Source organism: Devosia oryzisoli, assembly GCF_014837245.1.
GTDB lineage: Bacteria > Pseudomonadota > Alphaproteobacteria > Rhizobiales > Devosiaceae > Devosia > Devosia oryzisoli.
This window is the reverse complement of record NZ_JACYFU010000005.1, coordinates 60,304-78,926: the sequence shown is the minus strand read 5'-3', so window position 1 is coordinate 78,926 and position 18,623 is coordinate 60,304. Positions and strand designations below refer to the sequence as shown.

The 18,623-nt window shown below is 66.5% G+C and carries 21 protein-coding genes; 11 read left to right on the top strand and 10 right to left on the bottom strand.

The window, feature by feature from the left end; genetic code table 11:
- Nucleotides 1-80: 80 nt before the first annotated feature.
- Nucleotides 81-1,175: a pyridoxal phosphate-dependent aminotransferase gene (locus tag IC608_RS16555; protein ID WP_191777835.1), complete on the top strand. Its 1,095-nt coding sequence runs from the start codon at nt 81-83 to the stop codon at nt 1,173-1,175.
- Nucleotides 1,172-2,143, top strand: coding sequence for a prephenate/arogenate dehydrogenase family protein (locus IC608_RS16550; protein WP_191777834.1), 972 nt, complete (start codon nt 1,172-1,174; stop codon nt 2,141-2,143). Before IC608_RS16555 ends, IC608_RS16550 begins: the two co-directional genes overlap by 4 nt.
- A 65-nt stretch (nt 2,144-2,208) precedes the next feature.
- Here the strand turns inward: IC608_RS16550 and IC608_RS16545 are convergent, their stop codons facing one another.
- Nucleotides 2,209-3,177 (bottom strand): DUF2125 domain-containing protein, encoded by a 969-nt coding sequence (locus tag IC608_RS16545; RefSeq protein ID WP_191777833.1) that lies wholly within the window; start codon nt 3,175-3,177, stop codon nt 2,209-2,211.
- A gap of 140 nt (nt 3,178-3,317) precedes the next feature.
- On the opposite strand from IC608_RS16545, the gene IC608_RS16540 reads away from it, so the two are divergent.
- Nucleotides 3,318-3,887: a gamma-glutamylcyclotransferase gene (locus tag IC608_RS16540; protein ID WP_191777832.1), complete on the top strand. Its 570-nt coding sequence runs from the start codon at nt 3,318-3,320 to the stop codon at nt 3,885-3,887.
- On the opposite strand, the gene IC608_RS16535 is transcribed toward IC608_RS16540, so the two are convergent.
- The 4 genes from IC608_RS16535 to IC608_RS16520 all read right to left on the bottom strand — a co-directional run bounded on the left by IC608_RS16535 (nt 3,875) and on the right by IC608_RS16520 (nt 6,772).
- The gene (locus tag IC608_RS16535; protein ID WP_191777831.1) at nt 3,875-4,213 is read right to left on the bottom strand and encodes a hypothetical protein; all 339 of its coding nucleotides are present in this window, start codon (nt 4,211-4,213) and stop codon (nt 3,875-3,877) included. The two genes, IC608_RS16540 and IC608_RS16535, sit on opposite strands and share 13 nt — an antisense overlap.
- A 103-nt stretch (nt 4,214-4,316) precedes the next feature.
- Entirely contained in the window at nt 4,317-5,141 is an 825-nt protein-coding gene (locus IC608_RS16530) for a lysophospholipid acyltransferase family protein (RefSeq protein WP_191777830.1), read from the bottom strand.
- A 46-nt stretch (nt 5,142-5,187) separates the two neighbouring features.
- Complete coding sequence (locus tag IC608_RS16525; RefSeq protein ID WP_191777829.1) at nt 5,188-6,117, bottom strand: cell division protein FtsX; 930 nt, start codon at nt 6,115-6,117, stop codon at nt 5,188-5,190.
- A complete protein-coding gene (locus IC608_RS16520) occupies nt 6,110-6,772 on the bottom strand; it encodes a cell division ATP-binding protein FtsE (RefSeq protein ID WP_191777828.1) in 663 nt (220 codons plus the stop codon). The genes IC608_RS16525 and IC608_RS16520 overlap by 8 nt, the downstream gene beginning before the upstream one ends.
- Before the next feature lie 210 nt (nt 6,773-6,982).
- Here IC608_RS16520 and IC608_RS16515 point away from each other — a divergent pair, with 210 nt between their 5' ends.
- From IC608_RS16515 to lysA, 3 genes are all read left to right on the top strand, one after another.
- Nucleotides 6,983-7,876 carry an MJ0042-type zinc finger domain-containing protein gene (locus IC608_RS16515; RefSeq protein WP_191778000.1) on the top strand — a complete coding sequence of 298 codons (894 nt, stop codon included), beginning with the start codon at nt 6,983-6,985 and terminating at the stop codon, nt 7,874-7,876.
- Nucleotides 7,877-7,885: 9 nt separating this feature from the next.
- A complete protein-coding gene (locus tag IC608_RS16510) occupies nt 7,886-8,296 on the top strand; it encodes a response regulator (protein ID WP_191777827.1) in 411 nt (136 codons plus the stop codon).
- Between the two features lie 83 nt (nt 8,297-8,379).
- Nucleotides 8,380-9,630: a diaminopimelate decarboxylase gene (gene lysA, locus IC608_RS16505; RefSeq protein ID WP_345890917.1), complete on the top strand. Its 1,251-nt coding sequence runs from the start codon at nt 8,380-8,382 to the stop codon at nt 9,628-9,630.
- Nucleotides 9,631-9,734: 104 nt separating this feature from the next.
- Here lysA and IC608_RS16500 read toward each other — a convergent pair whose 3' ends face one another.
- Entirely contained in the window at nt 9,735-10,457 is a 723-nt protein-coding gene (locus IC608_RS16500) for a gamma-glutamylcyclotransferase (RefSeq protein ID WP_191777826.1), read from the bottom strand.
- Nucleotides 10,458-10,758: 301 nt separating this feature from the next.
- Nucleotides 10,759-12,207, bottom strand: a complete 1,449-nt coding sequence (gene argH / locus IC608_RS16495; RefSeq protein ID WP_191777825.1) for an argininosuccinate lyase — start codon at nt 12,205-12,207, stop codon at nt 10,759-10,761.
- Between the two features lie 24 nt (nt 12,208-12,231).
- Between argH and IC608_RS16490 the strand changes: the two genes are divergently transcribed.
- The gene (locus IC608_RS16490; protein ID WP_191777824.1) at nt 12,232-12,897 is read left to right on the top strand and encodes a redoxin domain-containing protein; all 666 of its coding nucleotides are present in this window, start codon (nt 12,232-12,234) and stop codon (nt 12,895-12,897) included.
- 21 nt (nt 12,898-12,918) lie between these two features.
- On the opposite strand, the gene IC608_RS16485 is transcribed toward IC608_RS16490, so the two are convergent.
- Entirely contained in the window at nt 12,919-14,013 is a 1,095-nt protein-coding gene (locus IC608_RS16485; protein ID WP_191777823.1) for a tetratricopeptide repeat protein, read from the bottom strand.
- Nucleotides 14,014-14,224: 211 nt separating this feature from the next.
- Between IC608_RS16485 and IC608_RS16480 the strand changes: the two genes are divergently transcribed.
- Complete coding sequence (locus IC608_RS16480; protein WP_191777821.1) at nt 14,225-14,887, top strand: hypothetical protein; 663 nt, start codon at nt 14,225-14,227, stop codon at nt 14,885-14,887.
- Between the two features lie 18 nt (nt 14,888-14,905).
- Nucleotides 14,906-15,295, top strand: coding sequence for a hypothetical protein (locus tag IC608_RS16475; RefSeq protein WP_191777819.1), 390 nt, complete (start codon nt 14,906-14,908; stop codon nt 15,293-15,295).
- 207 nt (nt 15,296-15,502) lie between these two features.
- Here IC608_RS16475 and IC608_RS16470 read toward each other — a convergent pair whose 3' ends face one another.
- Both IC608_RS16470 and IC608_RS16465 read right to left on the bottom strand, forming a co-directional pair.
- The gene (locus IC608_RS16470) at nt 15,503-17,272 is read right to left on the bottom strand and encodes a methyl-accepting chemotaxis protein (protein WP_248306458.1); all 1,770 of its coding nucleotides are present in this window, start codon (nt 17,270-17,272) and stop codon (nt 15,503-15,505) included.
- Nucleotides 17,269-17,583 carry a hypothetical protein gene (locus tag IC608_RS16465; protein ID WP_191777817.1) on the bottom strand — a complete coding sequence of 105 codons (315 nt, stop codon included), beginning with the start codon at nt 17,581-17,583 and terminating at the stop codon, nt 17,269-17,271. Before IC608_RS16465 ends, IC608_RS16470 begins: the two co-directional genes overlap by 4 nt.
- Before the next feature lie 166 nt (nt 17,584-17,749).
- Between IC608_RS16465 and IC608_RS16460 the strand changes: the two genes are divergently transcribed.
- Both IC608_RS16460 and IC608_RS16455 read left to right on the top strand, forming a co-directional pair.
- The gene (locus IC608_RS16460) at nt 17,750-18,112 is read left to right on the top strand and encodes an ArsR/SmtB family transcription factor (protein ID WP_191777815.1); all 363 of its coding nucleotides are present in this window, start codon (nt 17,750-17,752) and stop codon (nt 18,110-18,112) included.
- Nucleotides 18,105-18,602, top strand: a complete 498-nt coding sequence (locus IC608_RS16455; protein WP_191777813.1) for an SRPBCC family protein — start codon at nt 18,105-18,107, stop codon at nt 18,600-18,602. The genes IC608_RS16460 and IC608_RS16455 overlap by 8 nt, the downstream gene beginning before the upstream one ends.
- Nucleotides 18,603-18,623: the final 21 nt, after the last annotated feature.

The following is an 18,623-nucleotide window of genomic DNA, read 5'->3' as shown; positions in this document are numbered from 1 at the left end:
GGCGGCAAGAGCCTTTGCCTTTGCGGCGCGCTTTGCATATGGTCCGCGCGGCGTGTTGTGCCCCAGCCTAGCGAAACCCGATGCCCCTTTCCTCCCGCCCGACGCCACAGCCCGGCATTCTTGATATTGCGCCCTACGTGCCCGGCAAGTCCGGCGGCCCCGGGCGCCCTGCCATCAAGCTCTCGGCCAACGAATCCCCGCTCGGCGCCAGTCCCGCCGCCGTCGAAGCCTTTGCCGCTGCCGCGCAACGGCTCGACATCTATCCCGAAGGCTCCTCGCGCCTCCTGCGCGAGGCCCTGGGCGAGGTGCACGGCATCGATCCGGCGCTGATCGTCTGCGGCAACGGCTCGGACGATCTGCTGCACCTTATCGGGCAGGTGTATTTGGGCGAAGGCGACGAGGCGGTGATGAACCGCTACGGCTTTTCGGTCTATCCCATCATCACGCTGGCCACCGGCGCAAAAATCGTAATGACCGAGGAGCGCGACTACACGGCCGATGTCGATGCCCTGCTCGCTGCCGTTACCCCGCGCACCAAGATCGTCTGGCTGGCCAACCCCAACAACCCGACGGGCACCTATCTGCCCGAAGCGGAAGTGCGACGACTGCATGCCGGGCTGCGGCCCGACATCCTCCTCGTCATCGACAACGCCTATGCCGAATACGTCACGGCGCCCGACTACCGCATCGGCCTTGATCTGGTGCGCGCCTCCGAAAACGTCGTCATGGTGCGCACCTTTTCCAAGATGGGCCTCGCCGCCGCCCGGATCGGCTGGATGGTCGGACCGCCCGCCATCGTCGATGCCATCAACCGCATTCGCGGACCCTTCAACGTCAACCTGCCCGCGCAGATGGCCGGTGCCGCCGCCGCGCGCGACACCGCGTTCACCGCCCGCCTCAAGGCGCACAACGCGCAGTGGCGCGACTGGCTGACGGGCGCGCTGCAGTCAAACCGCCTGCGCGTCATCCCCAGCCAGGCCAATTTCATCCTGGTGCTGTTCGAGGACGAGGCCACGGCGGCGCGCGCCTTCGAGACGCTTCTGGCCGCTGGCTATGTGGTGCGCGAAGTCGCCGGCTCCTACGGCATCGGCAATGGTCTTCGCATATCCATCGGCTCGGAAGCGGCCATGCGCGGCGTCGCCGATGTGCTCAATTCAATGATGGCAGGGCAATGAGCGTCACCTTCCGCAAACTCGCGCTGGTCGGCATCGGCCTGATCGGCTCTTCCATCGCGCTGGCCGCCCGCCGGCAGAACCTGGTCGAAACCATCGCCATTGCCACCCGGCGCGCCGAAACGCTCGCAGAAGCGCGGGCGCTCGACCTGGGCGACATCTATACGCTCGACGCGGCCGAAGCCGTGCGCGGCGCCGACCTTGTCATCCTCTGCGCCCCGGTAGGGGCCTATGGCGCCCTGGCCGAAGCCATCGGTCCGTTCCTCGAGCCCGGCGCGATCGTCTCCGATGTCGGCTCGGTCAAGGAGCATGTGGTCAAGGTGGTTGGCCCGCATGTGCCCGAGGGCGTCCATTTCATCCCCGGCCACCCCATCGCCGGCACCGAGCATTCCGGTCCCTCCGCGGGGTTTGCCGAGCTCTTTGCCGGCCGATGGTGCGTCCTGACGCCGGGCGCCGATGTGCCTGCGGCCGCCACCGCGCGCCTCGTCGCCTTCTGGCAGGCCATGGGTTCGATGGTCGAGTGCATGGATGCGGCGCACCACGACATGGTCCTCGCCATCACCAGCCACATCCCGCACCTCATCGCCTACAACATCGTGGGCACCGTGGCCGATCTCGAGGCCGACACGAAATCGGAAGTGATCAAGTTCTCCGCCTCGGGCTTTCGCGATTTTACCCGCATCGCCGCCTCCGACCCAGTGATGTGGCGCGACGTGTTCCTCACCAATCGCGACGCCGTGCTCGAAATGCTGGGGCGCTTCAACGAGGATCTGTCCGTCCTGCAGCGCGCCGTGCGCACGGGGGACGGCCCCGCGCTCGAGGCGCTGTTTACCCGCACGCGCGCCATCCGCCGCTCGATCATTTCGGCAGGCCAGGAAACGGCCGCGCCCGATTTCGGCCGGCCGCACGAGGCGGCGCCGCCGGCAACGCCCCTGCCGGTGCGCGACCATGGTGGCGGCGACGACGCCTGATCGTCGCGAGCGCCAGCTCTGATGGCGAGGTGCGCAGCGCAGCGCAGCCTCGAACCACGCGAGCGCTAGAACAGGGACGGGACCGTCGCGATCGGCACGAGGCCGGAGGACAGGGTTCCACCGCGCAGATTGATCTGGTTCTTGTGGCGGCCATCTTCACCCGGAACGCCGAGCACCAGCGTGCGCCAGGGCTCCTCGATCAGGGGCCCGATCCGCTCGGCGACACCGCTCGAGGTGATCTCGATCGTGCCATTGGGGAAGCCCTGCTCGTCCAGCGCGATGTGCCCCGTCGCTTCCAGGTCCGCCGTGGCGTCGGTGGCGTGAAGCCGCGTCAGCGTCAGCACGCCGCCATTGCGCTGCCAGGCCGGCAACAGAGGCTCGGCCCCCAGCGTGCGAATGTCGTCGGGCAGGGCGCTGATTTCGGCCTCGAGCTCGGCCTCCCCTCCCGTCAGCCCAAGCCCGGGAGCCTCGACGCCCCTGGCGCTGGCATAGTTGGCGAGCGCGGCCAGGTGCCGGTCGGCGTCATGCGCCTCGGGAATGTCGAGCAGGTGGAATTCCACATGGTCGGCCTTGGCGATCTGGTGCTCGAACAGCCGGTCGGTCCAGGTCGGGGCGTCGGCGATGAGGGAAAAGCGGGCAACGCGCCAGTCCTCGATCCGGAGGCTGGCTTCCATGCCGGTCCATTCGAGGGCACTGCGCTGCCCTGTGAAGGCGTCGGACAGTTCCAGCGGCCCCTTGGCCCAGGCCAGGATATGATTGGGCCGATAGACCATGACGCTGGCGCGCAGCTCGGGCATCTCCGCCATGACATCGGCGGCGACCAGCACCGCATCGGTGCAGTCGAGGTCGAAGCGGAAAGGATAGCCGCCGACGGAAAGGTCGCCGCAGGTGAGCTGTGGCGCGGTCTCGCCATCGGCGAGGGCCAGGGCTTCCACCTGCTGCCGCACCTGGCCAGCCAAGAACAGCCAGGCGCCACTCCAGGCGAGAACGACCAGGACGACGACGACACCGAGGATGATGATTCGCTTGCTCATGGCTGCCTTCTTAACCGCAGAGGCGCAATGTCAGAAGCGGGTTTCCCGTCGCGGCTGGGTGAGACAGGTTCGTCCCGCGCTGCCGCATCTCTTGCCAGAGAGGGCGGCGGTTGTGAGGCGGGACAAGGAGCGCTAAATTGATGGCCATGACAAATGCGGTCGACACAGCAGCGAGCCGGTGGGTTTTCGGCTACGGCTCGTTGATCTGGAACCCCGGCTTCCCGTTTCGCAGTGCGCAGCTCGGACTCCTGCGCGGGGCGCACCGGAGCCTGTCCATCATTTCCCATCACCACCGCGGCACAGTGGAACGCCCGGGCCTCGTCTTCGGCCTCGCCCGTGGCGGCGCCTGCCGCGGCATGGCGTTCGAGGTGACCGACGCCGACTGGTCGGGCGTCTTCGATTATCTCCAGGCCCGCGAACAGGTGACGATGGTTTATCGGAATGTCGTGCGGCCGGTGCGGCTCGACGATGGCCGCTCGGTCATGGCCCTGACCTATGTCATCGACGAGCGGCACGAGCAGTTCGCGGGGCGGCTGAGCCTTGAGGAACAGGTGGAGATGGTGCGCGAGGCCCGGGGGCTCTCGGGGCGCAATGTCGACTATGTCGTCAATACGGTGCGCCATCTCGAGCAGCTGGGCATTCACGATGCCGGGCTCGTGGCCCTGGTCGAAGCGCTCGAAACCGAGGCCGCGGCGGGTCAGGCCGCCTGAGCGCGCAGTTCTGAAGCCGGTTCGCCCGCTTCGAGATCATGGATGACGCTGAGCCGTTCGCCCGATCCGGCCGCAGAACCGATGCGGAACACCTTGTCGGCGCAGGTCATGGCGAGGCGGAAGCGGGCGCGGCTCAGCGGGTCGGCGACGAGGTCTGCGGTGGACCCGACCCAGAGCCCGTTCCGTCCCTTGGCGAGGAGATAGAGCGCATCTTCGTTCATCGCGAAGGCCTCGAGGCTTTCCGGGCAAAGATCGTAGACCTGTCCCGAGCATCCCAGCCAGTGCACCGTCCGCTCTTGCCTCGAACCGCCTGAAAACCCGGCCATGCCGCCCTCCATCGCAATGAGAACAAAGGTAGAACGAAAGCCGATGTTGGTCAAGCGGCTTCTGTGTTCTCATCTACATGTATGGCTTGCGTCGGCCCTGCCGTCAACATCTGGTGTCTTCGCTGCGGCGGGCCCGCAGTTTCGCCACGCCCTCAGCCAGCGCCGGCGTCATCGGCCGTGCCAGCCTCTCGGAGAGCGCCTCTTCGGCCAGGACATCGGAAGCCGGCTCGATTGCCGCGCGCAAACGCGCCATGAATTCGGCCTGCGGCAGGCCCGGCTCGATGGGCGGCAGGAACCGCGCCTTGGCCGTTCCGGGCCAGATGACGAGGCTGTTGCGCCCCCAGAACAGGCCCGAGTTCAGCGCCACCGGCACCACGGGCACATCGAGTGCCGCGTAGAGGCGGGCAATGCCCTGGCGGTATTGCGGCGGCGCCAGGGGGGCGCGGCGCGTGCCCTCGGGATAGATGACGATGCGGCAGCCCCGCGCGATGGCCTCGCGCCCCTGCTCGATCATCTGCGGGATGGCGTCGGCGCCCTTTTGCCGGTCGATCTCGATGGTGTCGAGCGACAGCGCCGCCCAGCCAAAGAAGGGAATGCGGGTCAGTTCCTTCTTGGCGATATAGGCAGGCCGGCCGGTATGGGGAAAGATGGCGAAGATGTCCCAGTCGGACTGGTGCTTGGAGGCGATGATGCAGCCGCCTGGCGGAATGTTCTCGTCCCCGCTCACGTCCGTCTTCATGCCGGTGGTCCAGCGCAGGATATGGATGTTGGACCAGCACCAGTAGCGGGCCAGCGCCCAGGTGAGGCGCGTGCGGCCCGCCGTGATGCCGATAGTGCCGATGACTAGCGCCAGCACGATCGTCTGCCCCAGGAACAGCAGGTAGAAGAGCGCCGTGCGGACGGCCTGGACGGCTTTTCTGATCGGCATGCACTCTCCTTCCAAAGGCGGGGGGCTGGCGCCCTCTAGCCTTTCGTCACGAAGCTTCGCTGAGATAACGCCGGACGGTGACCCGGGAGGTGACGGCGGTCAGCACGGCCATGACGGGCACCAGGGCGAGAATGACGATCATGCCTTCCCAGCCGAGGAGAAACTGCCCGAACAGCACCCCCACCTGCGCCGTTGCCTCGCTGGGCAGTACGCTCCCGGCAGCGGTGCCGATGATGAGGAAGAACAGGATGGAGAGGAGCGCGCCCAGCAGCCCCCCCTGCAGGCCGATCGACAGGAACCGCCCCTGGAACGCCCCGGCGATGAAGCGGTTCGAGGCGCCGATGAAATGCAGCACGTCGACGATTTCGCGGTTGGTGGCCATGGCCCCGCGCGTGGCGAAGATGATGGCGAGGACGGTCGCCACCCCGATCAGCCCCAGGATCAGAACGCCCGAGAGCACCACCGTGCCGGCCATGGTGTTGAGCTGCTGTCGCCAGGCAGCGTGCGTATCGAGGCTGGCCCCCTTGATGGCGCCCAGATTGCGCTGCAGCGAGGGGATGTCCGCATCGAGCGGATCGGACAATTGCACGACGATGAGGCGGGGAATGTCGATGGCCGAAAGGTCGAGCCCTTGCCCGAGCCAGGGGCGCAGGAGGTTCTGGCTTTCCTCGATGCTGAGCGCGCGCGCGCTGGCGACGCCGGGGGTCGATTCGGCCAGTGACACGGCGGTGCGCAGATTGCTCTCCATCACCTCGCCCTCGACCGGGCGGATCTGGATGGTCAGTTCCCGTCCCACATCGGCCGACCAGGCAATGGCCGATTTCTGCACCAGCACCACCCCGCCCAGCGTCACCGCCGAAAGGAAGGCCATGATGGTGACGAGCAGCAGCAGCGTCCGTCCGGCCACGCTCTTTTCGGGCACGATGGGAAAGCCGCCGACGCGGCGGGGCAGGCGGGCGAGAAGCTGCCTAATCATGGATGGTCAGCTCCCCCTTGTTGAGCACCATGCGCGGATAACCGAACCGATCGAGCAGCGGCAATTCGTGCGTGGCCAGGATAATGGTGGTGCCCAGCGTGCGGTTGAGCTCGGCAAACAGGTGCACCAGGCGGTCGGACAGTTCCGGGTCCACATTGCCGGTCGGTTCGTCGGCCAGCAACACCTTTGGACGTCCGATGACGGCCCGGGCGATGGCGGCGCGCTGCTTTTCTCCGCCGGAAAGCAGGCTCGGAAAAGCGTGCATGCGCTCCCCCAGCCCCACCCACTCGAGCAGTTCGATCACGTTGGGCCGATATTCGCTCTCCACCTGGCCCAGCACGCGCAACGGCAGGGCGACGTTTTCGAACGTCGTGAGGTGATCGAGCAGCCGGAATTCCTGGAACACGATGCCGATGTGGCGCCGCATCTGCAGCAGGCTGTCCTGGTTGAGGCGGCTGACGTCCTCGCCGAACATGGTGACCTTGCCGCGGCTGGGCTTGAGCGAAAGCAGCAGCAGGCGCAAGAGGCTCGTCTTGCCCGAGCCAGAGGGGCCGGTGAGAAAGTGAAACGAGCCGGGCTCGATGGAAAAGCTCAAATCGGTGAGGATTTCCGGCCCGTTGCCGTAGCGCAGACCCACGTCGGAAAATTCAATCAATAACAGCTCCCCAGCGCGTCCAGCGTCACCCGCGCCGATGGCGGCGAATCAGGCAGTGGCGTCATCATAGCAGCGGGGCGCCCCGCCTGCGGCATCGGGGGCCCTTTGGGCGGGGGAAAGCGGCACAAATGTGGTGCGTTTGCGGGTTTGAGGAGTTTTAACCCGGCGCGCGCTAGGGTCGGGCCGTCTTTCCCCCGTGCCGCCGGCCCGATGATCATTACCTGTCCGCATTGCCAGACCAAGTACCAGGTCACCTATGACGCCATCGGCTCGGCCGGGCGCAAGGTGCAGTGCGCCCATTGCCACCGGGACTGGAAGCAGGCCGCGCTGCCGCCCGAGCCACCGGCAGAGGATGCGGACCGGTTGTTTTCGGACGTCGACGAAGATCTCCTCGATGAAGCGCTTGCGGCGGAGGCCGAGGCCGTTGCTGCCGAGCAGCTCCCCGTCCGGCGCCCGCCCCTCGAACCACAAACGGTCGACGCGGCCGAGTTGCATAAGCGGCAGAAGGCGTTTTCGCGGCGCCACAACGAGATGGTGTCGCAACTGCCGCTCGCCCGGTTGCGCCGCTCTGCCCGGATGGGCGCTGCACTCCTCCTGGTCGCCATGCTGGCAACGGCCTATTTCGCGCGCGTCCAGATCGTTGATCGCTACCCGAGCCTGGCTGGCCTCTACCAGGCCATCGGTCTGGGCGTAAATGTGGTGGGCCTCGACTTTGCCAATGTGCAGTCGGGCATTACGTCCATGGGCGGGCGCACCGTGCTGTCCGTCTCGGCCCAGATCGTGGGACTGCGCTCCCGGCCCAGCCCGGTCCCGCCGGTCGTCGTCACCCTGTTCGACGCTTCCGGCAAGATCGTCTATCAGTGGAGTGCCCAGCCGCGCGTACCCGACCTCATGGCCGGCGAGCGCGCCACCTTCGACACCAGGCTCAGCGATCCGCCCGAGAGTGCAACCCGCGTGCAACTCACCTTCGGGGGCGGCGAACGGGACGACCGGCCGAACCCGCAACCGGACATGCCAGTTGGCGAACCGCCCGCCACCAGCCAACGCCAGGCCGCCGAACCGGCCCCTGCGGCCGCGCCGGCCGCCCCGACACAACATCATTAGGAGAGCGCCATGGCCCGCATCCTTGTCGCCGAAGACGACCCTTCCGTACGCGCCTTCGTGGTCAGCGCCCTCACCATGAAAGGGCACGAGATCGTGGCCGAAGAAGATGGGGGGCTGGCGGCCGAAACGCTCGATGCCGAAGAGGGGCGCTTCGACCTGCTCCTCTCCGACATCAAGATGCCCATCATGGACGGCATTGGCCTCGCGCTCCATGCCGGCGCCCGCTACCCCGATCTGACCATCGTGCTGATGACCGGCTTTGCCGACCAGCGCGAGCGGGCGCACGGGCTCGATGCCCTGATCTACGATGTCATCCCCAAGCCCTTTACCCTGGCCGACCTGGTTGCCAAGGTGGACGATGCCCTCCATGGGCGTCCGGTCGAGGTGGTCTCGCTCGGCCAGCAGGCGCGTGGACAGTAACGATCCGTTGCGCGCAAGGCTTTGCGGGCGCTTCGGGGTGCGGTAAAGAGCCCCGCAAAATTCTCTCCAGCCGGACAATCGACGTGACCCGACCCAGCGCCCTGCCGCCCGACCTCATCGAGGCTGCCCTCCAGTCTGCACGGCAGGTGGGCACGCCGGTCTGGCTCTACGACGCCGGTCCGATCCGGGCGCGGGTCGAGCAGCTGCGCTTCTTTGATTGCGTGCGCTACGCGCAAAAGGCCAACAGCAACACCCATATCCTCCGGCTGCTGCGCGGCCTGGGGGTGATGGTCGACGCGGTCTCGCTCGGCGAGATCGAGCGGGCGCTGCGCGCTGGCTACCAGCCGGGCACGGCAGCGCAGGAAATCGTCTTTACCGCCGACATTATCGATGCCGCGACGCTCAGGCGCGTCGTCGAACTGGGCATTCCGGTCAATTGCGGCTCGCCCGACATGCTGCAGCAGGTCGGGGCAGCGCACCCCGGGCATCCGGTGTGGCTGCGCATCAACCCCGGCTTCGGGCACGGGCACAGCCGCAAGACCAATACCGGGGGCCCTTCGAGCAAGCACGGCATCTGGCACGACGAACTGGAAGCCTGCGTTCGGCTGATCGACGAGCATGGGCTGCACCTGGTGGGGCTGCACATGCACATCGGTTCGGGCGTCGATTACCAGCACCTGCACCGCGTCTGCGACAGCATGGTCGACGCTGTGCGGCGCACCAATCGTCCGATCGAGGCGATCTCGGCAGGCGGCGGCCTTTCCGTGCCCTATCGCGCGGGTGAACCGGAAATCGATACGCAGGAATATTTCGCGGCCTGGGACAAGGCGCGGCGCGAGGCCGAGGCGATCACCGGGACCAGGCTCCGGCTCGAGCTCGAGCCCGGCCGGTTTCTCGTGGCCAATGCCGGGCTCCTCGTGGCCGAAGTGCGCGCCGTCAAGCAGGTCGCCAACAACCATTTCGTCATGATCGACGCTGGCTTCAACGACCTGGCGCGGCCCGCCCTCTATGGCAGCCACCACGACATCTGTTTTGTCACCCCTCGAGGCGAACCGGTGTCCGGTCCTGTCGGGCCCACCGCCGTGGCCGGGCCGCTTTGCGAATCAGGCGACGTCTTCACCCAGGCCGATGGCGGCTTCGTCGATTTCCGCGACCTGCCCCTGCCGCAGGTAGGGGATTTCGCCATCCTGCGCGACGCCGGGGCCTATGGAGCGAGCATGTCGTCCAACTATAATTCCCGCCCCCTGGCGCCCGAAATGCTGCGCGACGGCGACACCCTCCGCCTCATCCGCCGCCGCCAGACCATCGACGAATTGCTGGCGCTCGAGGCCTAGGCCTCCCTCTGCGCTCGCCGCTCCTGCGCCCCCTCGCCCCTCAGGGGAGAGGGCCGGGGTGAGCGGTGCACCTCCATCGACTCGGTCCCGAGCAGCAGCACCGGCTAAGCGCCCCGCGCCTCGAACGTCGCCTCGATCCGGTGGGCTACCATATGCTGCAAGCGCCAGAGATGGGGATCGTGAATACCCATCTGTTCGAGATGCTCGACGGTGGCATGCAGATATTCGGCCATGGAGCCGCGCGTGCCGGTGGCGGTCGCGAGCACGTCGGCAATCTCTTCTTCGCTGAGCCCGGAAACGTAGCGCCCGGACTTGCGGTCGATGCAGAAGGTCAGCGCCCGCACCACCCGTTCGCCCGAGCGGACCGTCACCATGCGCGGGGGAAAGGCGCTGGGCAGCCAGCCCATTTCGCGTTCGAACAGTTTTACGAGGCACTCGTCGCGCCGCGCGTCGGGCAGGCGGTAGAGCGCGCCAGTACAGGCGCCACCGCGGTCGAGCGCCAGCATCAGCCCGGGATTTTCGTCGCTGCCACGAAAGCGGTTGTTCCACCCCAGGCAAAAGGCGCGGTGCCAGCCATGCAGCAGGCCCCGGCGCATCTCGACGAAGTCGCAGGCCGGCTTCCAGATCAGGGAGCCATAGGCAAAAATCCAGGTCTCGTCATGCGCCTGGCCGCCGCCGAAGAAGCGCTCGATGGTGGCGCGATGATCGTCCTCCGTCGCGGCCCGCATGCCCTCGGGCGGTTCGGGCAGGCCTTCGGTGACGTCTTCGGGCTGGAGGTAGGCGACGTGGCGCGGGGTCAGGCGCATGGGACGCTGTTTAAGGGGCATCTTTTTCCTTCAACCGCCGCTTCCCACATCTCGGTGTCATCCCCGCGAAAGCGGGGATCTCTGTTCAAGGCCACAGGGGTTCCCGCTTTCGCGGAAATGACCTTGTGGACGATTACTCCAGCCTAGGCCGTTGGCATCTTTTCCTTCAGCCGCCACTTTGCGCTACCGCTTGTCCTATCCCGGTGTCATCCCCGCGAAGCGGGGACCTCCGTTTGAGGTGGATGTTACCGCAACAGGGGTTCCCGCTTTCGCGGGAATGACCGTGTGGACAATTGCTCCAGCCTACGCCGTTGGCATACGGTCACTCAACCCCGCCATCGCCATGGCCGCCATGCTTTCGTCCCTTGAGCGCCCGCGGCTCGTGCTGCTCCCCGGTCAGCGCCGATTTCCAGCGCGCGGCCTGCATGAGCACATTGGCCGGCGCCGTGCCGCCATAGGATTTGCGCGCCGCGACGGAGGCTTCCACAGTCAGAACCTTGTGGATGCGGCTGTCGATGCGATCGTCGATGCTCTTGAAGTCCTCGATGGTGAGGCCCTCGAGCCCGCAATCCTTCTTTTCCGCCAGCGCCACGATCTGCCCGGTGATGTGGTGGGCGTCGCGGAAGGGGATATTGATCTCGCGCACCAGCCAGTCGGCGATGTCGGTGGCGGTGGAAAACCCGGCCGAGGCCGAGGCGTGCATCCGTTCGCGGTTGGGCTCCATGTCGGCGACCATGCCGGTCATGGCGGCCAGCGACAGGGAGAGCGCGTCGAGCGCGTCGAAGGCGACTTCCTTGTCTTCCTGCATGTCCTTGGAATAGGCGAGCGGCAGGCCCTTCATCACCACCAGCAGCGAGTTAAGTGCCCCCATGATCCGGCCAATCTTGGCGCGCACCAGCTCGGCGGCGTCCGGATTGCGCTTTTGCGGCATGATGGACGAGCCGGTGGTGAACTTGTCCGATAGCTTGACGAAGCCGAACTGGGCCGAACTCCAGATCACCATCTCCTCGGCAAAACGGCTGAGGTGCATGGCGCAGATCGACGCGGCCGCCAGCGTTTCGAGGATGAAATCGCGGTCCGACACCGCATCGAGCGAATTGGCCGTCGGCCGGTCGAAGCCGAGTGCGCTCGCCGTCATGTCCCGGTCGATCGGGTAGGGCGTGCCGGCCAGCGCGGCCGAACCAAGCGGGCTTTCGTTGAGGCGCCGACGCGCGTCGTTCAGCCGTCCCACGTCGCGGCTGAGCATTTCCACATAGGCCAGCAGATGATGGCCGAAGGTCACCGGCTGGGCGTTCTGCAGATGGGTAAAGCCGGGCAGGATGGTTTCGGCTTCCTCTTCGGCGCGGCTCACCAGCGCCAGCTGCAGCGCGCGGATCTGGGCCACGAGATGGTCGATGGTGTCGCGCACATAGAGCTTGAAGTCTGTCGCCACCTGGTCGTTGCGCGAGCGCGCGGTATGCAGGCGCCCCGCCGCGTCACCGATCTTGTCGCGCAGGCGCTGCTCGACGTTCATGTGGATGTCTTCGAGCGCGCGCGAAAACGTGAAGCTGCCGCCCTCGATTTCGCCGAGCACCTCGTCCAGACCTGCCAGGATGGCGTCGCGGTCGGCGCGCGTCAAAATGCCCGTCTTCTCGAGCATTGTCGCGTGGGCCTTCGATCCGGCAATATCCTGGCGGAACAGGCGCTGGTCGAAGCCGATCGAGGCGTTTATCTCTTCCATGATGGCGTCGGGGCCGGAAGCAAACCGTCCACCCCACATCTTGTTGCTCATAGAAAAAGCCTTTCGGGAGTTGCCATGTCGGACACCAGCGCAAACCAGCCACGCGGGCGAGGCCGCTTCGTCCTGCCCGGTCTTGTCGGGCTGGTCGTTTGTGCGGGCGTAGCTATAGCGGCGTGGTTTTATCTGGGCAACTCTGCCCAGGCCAACTCGTGCAAGGCGCAACCGGCGGCGGCCCAGATCATCGATACCGCCGCGACCGGCGAGTTGGCCGCCCTCATGGGCACGGGCCAGGGGCGCGGCTATGCCGACCTCGCCTTCAAGGACGAAGCGGGCGCCGCGCACACCATTGCCGATTTCGAGGGCAAGGCACTGCTGGTCAATTTCTGGGCCAGCTGGTGCATTCCCTGCCGCGAGGAAATGCCGGCGCTCGACCAGATCGCGGGCGAGTTCAACTCGGACAAGTTCAAGGTGCTGCCGATCAACCTCGACATCGGCGAAGGCGGGCTGGAAAAGGCAAAAGCCTTCCTGGCCGAAGGCGGCTTTGAAAACCTGCCGCTCTACGCGGACAACAGCTTTGCCGCCTTCGACCGCCTCAAGCGCGAAGCGGTCGCGGTGGGTCTTCCCGCAACGCTCCTTCTCGATCCGGACGGCTGTGAACTCGCCGTCCTGCAGGGCCCGGCCGAATGGCAAACCGAGGATGGCAAGGCCGTGGTGAAGGCGCTGATCGGGCTCAGGGGGTAGGGAGCATCACGCCGGACGGCGCTAGCGACCTGACTTGATGGCCTCGAGATGCTCGCGATAGGCGGGCTTGGCGTCGAGCGCCACGGCTTTTGTGGCCAGGTCCAGTGCCTCCTCCTGCTGGCCGGAGCGGTGCAGCACCCACGCCAGGGTGTCGAGGTAATTGGCCTCCTCGGGGGACGCCGCCACCGCGGCGCGGGCCAGCGTCTCGGCCTCGCCCAGCCGCTCGCCGTCGGCCGCCAGCATCCAGGCCAGCGCGTTCTCGGCTTCCGCCCGCAGAGCGCCGTCCAATTCTATCACCTGGCGGAATTTTGCCTCGGCCATGGCGGCGTCGCGGTCGACGCCCGATCCTTGCCCATAGACGAGGCCGAGGTTGAGCATGGCCGGCTCCCAGCCCAGCGCCGCCGCCTTTTCGTAGAGCGCCACCGCCTGGGCCATGTCGACCCCGAGGCCGCCGCGGCCCTCGGCATGGTAGACGGCCGTGTTGTGGATGGCGAAGGCCTCTCCCGCGTCGGCTGCGGTGCGATAGAGCGCGAGGGCCTTGACCTCGTCCTTCTCGACGCCCCAGCCATTTTCGTAGAGATAGCCGAGCGCCCCGCTGGCGGGCGCGAAACCGAGGTCCATGGCCTCCTGGTAGAGGCGCGCGGCCATGCCGTGGTCGACTTTGGTGCCGAGGCCTTTCTCGTACATGCGCCCCAGCGCTTCACGCGCTATCCCCAGCGGCGCCTCGGCGGCCTTGCGGTAATGGCTGAACGCCTTGGCCGCATCGACCTCCACGCCGTAGCCGCCTTCGTAGAGCGCGCCCAGGCTGTACTCGGCGAGGGGTGTTCCCGCTGCCTCATAGGCCGCGATGGCTTTTGCCGCGTCGCCCGCCGCGTCGTAGGCCCGGCCGAGCTGGTACCGAAGCGTTGCATCGCCGGGTTGCGCCACGAGGGCCGCCTCGCAGGCCGCGATCGCCTTGGGCGCGTCCAGCTGATCGAATGGCACGCCGGTCTCTGCGCTCTCCATGGCGTAGGGGCTTGCTGTCAGGCGATTGCAGGCTTCTGTCGCCGTCTCCGCAGCGGCAGCGGGCAAGGCCCAGAGCACAACCAGCACCGCGGCACCATGCAATCTGCGCACCCTGAAGTCTCCCGCTATCGGCGCCATCCACGGCGCGTCCCCCACGCTAGCCGAGAGCTTTGCTGTGCACCAGCGGGGAAAGTGTTTCCCGCAGCTGATTTTTGTTGACCTCGCGTGGGCGATACTTGTTCGTGTGAAGAACGCTGAAGATACCGCTTGGAAAAACCCGCGATCTGATCTTATCTTCCCTCCACCGTGGGGGGAATATTTCATGCTCAAGCTGCTGCCTGCTCTGGCGCTGGTCGCTGTCGCAACCGTGTCGCCGTCCCTGGCGGCCGAAGCGGAGGACAGGGTCGACCTCCTGCTGCGCTGCGGCGCCGGCTACCTGCTCATCGCCGATGATCCGTCCATCGCCGAGACCGAGGAGGACAAGCAGACCTTTACCGATTACGGCACGGCGCTGCTCACCATGGCCGACCGGGCCCTGGCAGAGGCGGGCGTTTCGGAGGCCGAGCGCGAGGCCACCGGCTTCCGGATCATGGGCGAAGTCGACACGGCCATGGAAAACGGCACCGATGCCGGCTTCGAGCCTGAAGAATGCCTGCCCCTGCTCAAGACGGAAAAGACCAAGGCGACCCCCTCGCCCGAAGATCTCCGCGACGCCAAGATCGACATGCTGATGACGTGTGGGGCCGGCTTCATCCTCTCGTCCCAGACGCTGCAGGAGCAGGGCGAGGAGGCCGACGCCGCCATGCTCGAAGAGCTCGGCAACAATCACATCAACGCGGCCGAAGAGTTGATGATCCAGTCCGGCCTGGGCGAGGAAGCGCGCTTCCAGATCAGCAAGATGTATGGCGAACAGGTAGGCACGAAAATGCGGGCCGGTGAGGATCTTCCCTATGATTGGGACACCTGCGCCACCATCGAATACTAGCGCCAGCAGGATTTCTTGATGCCAGGACGTCTTTTCATCGGCCTCGCCCTTGTGGCCATGGCCGCTCCCGCGACCGCCTTCGACATCTCCTCCAGCTACGCGCCCAGCGCCGACCTGGTGCCCGGCCGCTACGCCTGCGTCAGCGGCCTCGATTTCAGCAGCTATAGCTGGACCTTCGATGTGGACGCCGCTGGGAGCTATGTCGTTGAGGGGCTCGAGGGGGGCGGGAGCCTGTCGCTCGCGCCGAACGGCGAAGTCGCGTTCGATGGCGGCCCGTTTGCCTCCGACGACACGGCCACCACCGCCGCCATGAACACCACGCGGGCCTCAGATGGCGCGCCGGTGCTGATCATCCGCTACGATTTCGGCGACACCGTCACCGACGACTACTGCGCCCGCTTCGAATAGCGGCTGTTCTTGTTGTAGGCGCGCGCTGATGCCGATGCGGGTGTGAGCCATTGTGCCACGCCCTCGTGGTTCGAGGGTCGCTGCGCCCCCGGCAGACCGAATCCCGGCCGCCCTCATGGTGAGGTGCGAGTTTTTCACGAGCCTCGAACCACGAGGGCGGCACGCACGACATGATCCGACACATCTTCCGGCGGTGCCGGTGATGCCTTAGAACGCGCTCCAGTCGAGCTTTTCGGCGGCGTTGCTGCGGCCGCTATAGGCGCGCCGAACGGCAGCGGGAGCGGCTGCGGGTTTTGGGGTCGGCCGTTGCACCGCAGCGTCCGTCTTGAACACGCCCACAATGGCGTCCAGTTCGACCGCCCGCGCTTCGGTCTGTTCGATGGCGGCATTGGTTTCTTCCACCAGCGCCGCGTTGTGCTGCGTCATCTCGTCCATCTGGCGGATGGCGCCGGTCACCTCGCCGATGGCGGAAGCCTGCTCGGTGCTGGCTACGGACACGTCGCTCATCAGCGCGCTGTTGGCCTGCACTGAAGCCAGGATCGCCTGCAGCTTCTGGGCCGCCGTCTCGACCAGCCTGCCGCCGCCGCTGACTTCCTGGGCGCTCTGCTCGATCAGCCGCTTGACGTCCGAGGAGGCCTGCGCCGCCGACTGGGCGAGGCGCCGCACCTCCACTGCCACGACGGCAAACCCCTTGCCCGCTTCTCCGGCGCGAGCCGCTTCCACCGAGGCGTTGAGCGCCAGCAGGTTGGTCTGGAAAGCAATGTCGTCGATGAGCCCGATGATGTTGGAAATCTTGGCCGACGAGGTGCTGATGCGCTCCATGGCCTCGGTCGCTTCATCCATCACCGCGCGGCCCTCGTCGGCAAGGTGCGCGGCCGATCGGGTGCGCTTGGAGGCGTCCTGTGCGCGGCGGGCGTTCTCGCCCACGGTAGCCGCCAGTTGTTCCATGGCCGCCGAAGTCTGCTCGATGGCGGCCGCCTGCTTGCTGGTGCGCTCGGCGAGGTCATTGGTGCCGGCCAGCAATTCCCCGGTGGCGAGCTTGAGCGCCTGCGAGGTGTCCCGCAGCTGCGACACCACCTGCGCGAGATTGTCCGCGACCGCATTGGTGTCGGTCTTGAGCTTTGCCAGCGTGCCCTGATACTGCCCCGAAACCCGCTTGGTGAGATCGGTCTGGGCCAGCGCAGCAAGCACGTCGCCCGTCTCGCCAAGGCTGCGATCGACTACTTCGACGAGGTTGTTTACCCCTTCGGCAAGGGCGGTCAGTGCCGGATCGGCAAAGGTGCCGGTGATCCGGTCCTCGAAATTGCCGGCTGCGGCGGCGTCGATCACGCGGCTGAACTCGCTCGAAAGCTGGTCCATCATGCGGGCGCGTTCCTCGCGGCGGGTTGCCGTCGCCTGCTCGATTTCTTCGGTGAGGGCCTCGGCGTGTCGGGCGCTGACCACCGCTTCCTCGGACCGTTGGTCGGCGACATTGAGCAGATGACGCGTGTTCTCGGTCATCCAGATCAGGCCCGCCGCTTCCACGATGAGGATGACGGCGTGCAGCACCACGCGTCCCAGCCCGCCACCGCCATAAAACACCAGTTCGCTCATCGCCATGCCGAGCACCAGGTGGTGCACCGCCACGAGGGCCGCGCCCAGGAGGATGGTCTTGCTGTCATAGAGCAGCGCGCAGATGGCGAGAGCCGCAAAGAACGCCATGTGCAGGTCGGTCTGGATCGGGTTGCCGCGCGCGACCGCCAGAAGGGCCATGACGTCCGTCATCATCACGCCCACGGTCATGTAGCGGAACGCGGCGGATTGGCGTTTGAGGACATAGCTTGTCCCCGTGGCGGCCAGGCTGAGCCCGGCGAGCAGAGAGGCGCCGCCCAAGGCGCCATGGATGAGAAATTCTGCGCCGATCACGCCCACCGACATGAGGACAGTGAGGGCAACGATCGCCAGGAGAGACTGGCCGCGGATGGTATTCAGGTTCATGATGCCTCAGAAGACAGCTGCGGGGCGCAAAGCCCCTTTGCAGAAAGAAAAAGGAGCGCCCCCAGCCGCCGCGCCCGATCCTGGAAGTCCGGATCGGGGGCATAGGCAACGACGACATTGGGGAGCCGCGTGGGCGCCACGACGTAGCCGCCCGCTTCCCGGACGACTTCCCAGGCTGCGGTCTCGCTGGTGAAAGGTGGGAAGGCTACGGCCATCTGGCCCGATTGAGGGGCCGCCATGGTCTGGGCTCCCGCCAGCATCGCGGCGGCAACCGTCAGGACCATCACGGGCAGCAGATCGCGCAAAGCCACGGCTCCGACCGCCTTCCCGGGGTGTTATTTTGGCCTGCAGAGGAACTTAAAGCAAGATGGTTGAGGAGAGGTGAACCGGCTGCCCATCTCTGCGCGAGCACGCGGACAATCCGAGCGTCTCAAACCCCCACTTGCGTCTCCCGCCAGTTCGCTTATAGTGAACCATATGGTTCAGTTTCATGACGCTCATGCCGACACCGCCTTTGCCGCTCTTGCCGATGCCACCCGCCGTGGCGTGCTGGAGCGTCTGGGGCGCTCGGACGCTTCGATAACCGATCTTGCCCAGAGCTTCGGGATGACGCTCACCGGCATGAAAAAGCACGTTGCCGTGCTCGAGCAGGCCGGGCTCGTCGCCACCGAGAAGGTGGGGCGGGTGCGCACCTGCCGGCTGGGCGCCAGCCGGCTCGAGGCGGAAGCGGCCTGGATCGAGCGCTATCGCGCGCTCTGGGCCGCCCGCTTCGAGGCGCTCGACGCGGTTCTCGCCGATCTCAAGCAGAACAATTCATCGAATGGAGGACACCATGACTGAGCCCGCCGCAACGCACCGCACCGATGTCGAGCGCCGATCCGAGCGGGAGCTCGTCATCACCAGGACCTTCGATGGGCCGGCGCAACTGGTCTTCGACGCCTGGAGCAAACCCGAGCTCCTGATGCGCTGGTGGGCGCCGAAATCGTTCGGCATCACCTTCCTCTCGTGCGAAGCCGATGTGCGCACCGGCGGCAGCTACCGCTTCGTCTTCGGCACCCCGTCGTCCGATCAGCCCATGGCGTTTTTTGGCCGTTACCTCGAGGTCGTCCCGCCCAGCCGCATCGTCTGGACCAATGAGGAGGGCGAGGAGGGCTCAGTCACCACCCTGACCCTCGAGGAAAAGGACGGTCGGACCTTTCTCGTTCTGTCCGATCTCTACCCCTCCGAGGCCGCGCTCAACGAGGCCATCGCCTCGGGCAGCACCGGCGCCTATCCCGAACAGTTCGACGCCCTCGACCCGCTCCTGGCCGAACTCCGCACGAGCCCCTAAAATTAGCCTTGACGCTAATTA

Bases quoted from the DNA above. Each gene is read 5' to 3' on its own strand.
- IC608_RS16535 (WP_191777831.1), bottom strand. From the start codon at position 4,213: ATGGCCGGGTTTTCAGGCGGTTCGAGGCAAGAGCGGACGGTGCACTGG.
- IC608_RS16455 (WP_191777813.1), top strand. From the start codon at position 18,105: ATGACTGAGCCCGCCGCAACGCACCGCACCGATGTCGAGCGCCGATCC.
- IC608_RS16475 (WP_191777819.1), top strand. From the start codon at position 14,906: ATGCCAGGACGTCTTTTCATCGGCCTCGCCCTTGTGGCCATGGCCGCT.
- argH (WP_191777825.1), bottom strand. From the start codon at position 12,207: ATGAGCAACAAGATGTGGGGTGGACGGTTTGCTTCCGGCCCCGACGCC.
- IC608_RS16470 (WP_248306458.1), bottom strand. From the start codon at position 17,272: ATGAACCTGAATACCATCCGCGGCCAGTCTCTCCTGGCGATCGTTGCC.
- IC608_RS16490 (WP_191777824.1), top strand. From the start codon at position 12,232: ATGTCGGACACCAGCGCAAACCAGCCACGCGGGCGAGGCCGCTTCGTC.
- IC608_RS16480 (WP_191777821.1), top strand. From the start codon at position 14,225: ATGCTCAAGCTGCTGCCTGCTCTGGCGCTGGTCGCTGTCGCAACCGTG.
- IC608_RS16530 (WP_191777830.1), bottom strand. From the start codon at position 5,141: ATGCCGATCAGAAAAGCCGTCCAGGCCGTCCGCACGGCGCTCTTCTAC.
- IC608_RS16540 (WP_191777832.1), top strand. From the start codon at position 3,318: ATGGCCATGACAAATGCGGTCGACACAGCAGCGAGCCGGTGGGTTTTC.
- IC608_RS16510 (WP_191777827.1), top strand. From the start codon at position 7,886: ATGGCCCGCATCCTTGTCGCCGAAGACGACCCTTCCGTACGCGCCTTC.
- IC608_RS16555 (WP_191777835.1), top strand. From the start codon at position 81: ATGCCCCTTTCCTCCCGCCCGACGCCACAGCCCGGCATTCTTGATATT.
- IC608_RS16525 (WP_191777829.1), bottom strand. From the start codon at position 6,117: ATGATTAGGCAGCTTCTCGCCCGCCTGCCCCGCCGCGTCGGCGGCTTT.
- IC608_RS16545 (WP_191777833.1), bottom strand. From the start codon at position 3,177: ATGAGCAAGCGAATCATCATCCTCGGTGTCGTCGTCGTCCTGGTCGTT.
- IC608_RS16460 (WP_191777815.1), top strand. From the start codon at position 17,750: ATGGTTCAGTTTCATGACGCTCATGCCGACACCGCCTTTGCCGCTCTT.
- IC608_RS16500 (WP_191777826.1), bottom strand. From the start codon at position 10,457: ATGCCCCTTAAACAGCGTCCCATGCGCCTGACCCCGCGCCACGTCGCC.
- IC608_RS16550 (WP_191777834.1), top strand. From the start codon at position 1,172: ATGAGCGTCACCTTCCGCAAACTCGCGCTGGTCGGCATCGGCCTGATC.
- IC608_RS16515 (WP_191778000.1), top strand. From the start codon at position 6,983: ATGATCATTACCTGTCCGCATTGCCAGACCAAGTACCAGGTCACCTAT.